Source organism: Streptomyces dysideae (assembly GCF_001514305.1).
GTDB lineage: Bacteria > Actinomycetota > Actinomycetes > Streptomycetales > Streptomycetaceae > Streptomyces > Streptomyces dysideae.
Genome location: NZ_KQ949192.1, coordinates 1 through 1,327, shown reverse-complemented (window position 1 = coordinate 1,327; position 1,327 = coordinate 1). Strand labels below are relative to the sequence as shown.

Below are 1,327 nucleotides of genomic sequence, written 5' to 3'. Positions count from 1 at the left end.
GTCTACCAGCGCAACCCCGAACGGTTCGTCAACAAGCCACCCACCCCGCCGATCGTCCCCACCAACGTGTGGATCAACCAGCCGGACGACCACGCCGCCGCCCAGTGATCACCTCGGACGCCGGCGACCCCGGCTCACTCGACAAACCCTGAAACCGACCGACTCACCAGGCTTGACACCTTCCGCGTCTCGTCGTCGACCAGGACGAGGCCGCCACCATCCGGGTTCTCCACGTGGCGGCGGGCTCGGCCTTGCACCGAGCCCGCCGCTCCAACTCCCCCGTTCCTGATCGCTCGCTGTGACGCTCACGGCGTACGTCGTTGCCCGCGAACGTCAGGAACACCGGGACCTGCGTCACGCCACCGGCTAGCGCTGCAGTGTCAGTACCCCCGGCCGGTACGGCAGGAGGCCGTAGTCCCCGCCGTCGGTGCTGGGGTCACGCCCCTGGTAGAGGAACTGCAGATTGCAAGGGTCAATGGCCTTGGTCTGGTCGGGGTTGGTGCGAACCAGATCGCCGTGGCTGATGTCCCTGGTCCAGGCCGTCGCGCCGCTGTTGGCACTGCCGGCGAAGGGGCTGGTCACGGTCTCGGCCTGCGGCTGCGGTGTCCACGTGCCGTCGAGGCTGGTGGCCGTGAACGAGCGGAAGTAGCGACCATACCCTGTGTAATTCTGGGCCTCGACGATCATGAGGTACTGGTTCTGGCCCTGGACCTTGTAGACCTCGACCGCCTCGAACAGGTTGAGCGGCGTGTCGCTCATGATCTTCGTGAACGAACCGAAGGTGCCCGGGAAGTTGCCGATGGGCATGCCGGCGCGGTAGATGCCGCCCTCATCGTCAGCGAAGAACATGTACATGTTCGTGTCGTCGCCGATGAGGGTCACGTCGAGGGGGCCCCCCTTCGGGAGGGTGCCCGTGAACAGCTCCTGCTGCGCGGACCAGCCGTTGGGGTCGGTGGGGTCGCTCGAGGTGCGGTAGCCGAAGCTGTATGGCCAAGCCCCGTTGTAGGCGAGCACCCAGAGGTTCTTCGGGGCGAAGTAGAACAGCGTCGGCGCGATGCCGTCGAAGGGAATCGTGTTCTGGGTGGCGGTGGCCATGTCGGACCAGTTCGTGAAGGGGCTGAAGGTCGTCAGTCCCCAGCGCCCGTCTTCACCGGCGGAGGTGTTGTGCGTCGTGGCATAGACGATGTGCTTGCCGTTGTGCTTCACGGTGGTGAAGTCCTTGAGCGAGGCCCACCCCGCCTTCGGCTGCGCCAGCGGCCCCGTCGATGTCCAGCGGTAGGTCGACGGAAGAGCACACGCGTTGCTCGCCCCGGACAGGCCGGTCCAC

General features: G+C 66.3%; 1 protein-coding gene. It reads right to left on the bottom strand.

What is annotated here, in order from left to right; genetic code table 11:
- Positions 1-366: 366 nt before the first annotated feature.
- On the bottom strand, positions 367-1,327 hold a 961-nt coding region (locus AQJ91_RS48325), incomplete at its 5' end, for a glycoside hydrolase family 62 protein (RefSeq protein WP_067036802.1).